This window comes from uncultured Eudoraea sp., from assembly GCF_947258525.1.
GTDB lineage: Bacteria > Bacteroidota > Bacteroidia > Flavobacteriales > Flavobacteriaceae > Eudoraea.
Map to the genome: position 1 here is coordinate 42,010 of NZ_CAMYIP010000162.1, position 1,159 is coordinate 43,168.

Sequence of the window (1,159 nt, forward strand, 5' to 3'; positions counted from 1 at the left end):
CCTTCTACCTTGGAGAGTTCTTTTAACAATTGCGCCAGATTTCTTTTTTTGTACAGATCCAGGCCATAATAGGTTAGATCCTGGGCAATAAGGATAAGCTCTTTTACTCCTTTGGCTGCCAATTTTTCTGTTTCTTCAACCAATTCTTCAATGGGCTTACTTTTGTGCTTACCGCGCATTAGAGGTATCGCACAAAAAGAACAAGGTCTGTCACATCCTTCTGCGATCTTCAGATAGGCATAATTTTTTGGAGTTGTCGTAAGGCGCTCCCCAATTAATTCGTGTTTATAATCAGCACCAAGAGCCTTTAACAAATTAGGCAGGTCACTGGTGCCAAAATATTCATCAACATCAGGAATTTCCTTCTCCAGATCAGGTTTATAACGCTCACTCAAACATCCTGTCACAAAAACCTTATCTACTGCACCAGACTGCTTTTTATCTACATATTCCAAAATGGTATTTACACTTTCCTCTTTGGCATTTGCAATAAATCCACAGGTATTTATAACTACGATATTCCCTTCCTCCTCATGAACCACTGCCTTATCATTTGCCTTGAGTTGTCCCATGAGAATTTCAGAGTCGTAGACGTTTTTTGAACACCCGAGAGTTACGACATTTATTCTATTTTTCTTTACCGACTTTGTGCGCATGGATTTTCTTTAGCCGTGCAAAAATACAATACAATAGAAGAAGAGACGCATAATAACAAGAATTCTTCCTTTTCTGCGTTAAACTTTTAGTCGTTTTCCTGGTCTAATTTAAAAACTAAAAACCCAATGAAACTTAAGGTACATGGATTACTTTTAATTATACTTTTCCTGGGCTGTTTGGCCTGTGAAAATAATTCTGATGATCTGGCAGATACACTTATAGAAGACCCGGATTCAAATCAGAACCCCGATTCTTCTTCTTTGTATTTTCCTGGGATTACTGCTGACGATTGGGAAACCGTAAGTCCGGAAGCCCTGGGTTGGAACACTAATGCACAACAAGATTTGATAGATTTCCTTGAGGAAAAAGACACTAAGGCGTTTGTCATTTTAAAAGATGGTAAAATTGCCATGGAGGAATACTTCGGAACATTTACCAAGGATAGTATCTGGTATTGGGCATCTGCCGGCAAAACCCTGACTGCCTTTACAGTGGGGATTGC

1 protein-coding gene and 1 pseudogene are annotated in these 1,159 nt (G+C 39.2%); one reads left to right on the forward strand and one right to left on the reverse strand.

Translation table 11 applies throughout. From position 1 onward, the window contains the following. Positions 1-656: radical SAM protein (locus Q0X89_RS12270; RefSeq protein WP_297694577.1), on the reverse strand; the 656-nt coding region annotated here is incomplete at its 3' end. Positions 657-782: 126 nt separating this feature from the next. On the opposite strand from Q0X89_RS12270, the pseudogene Q0X89_RS12275 reads away from it, so the two are divergent. After that, positions 783-1,159, forward strand: a pseudogene (locus Q0X89_RS12275) (serine hydrolase); the annotation flags it as partial.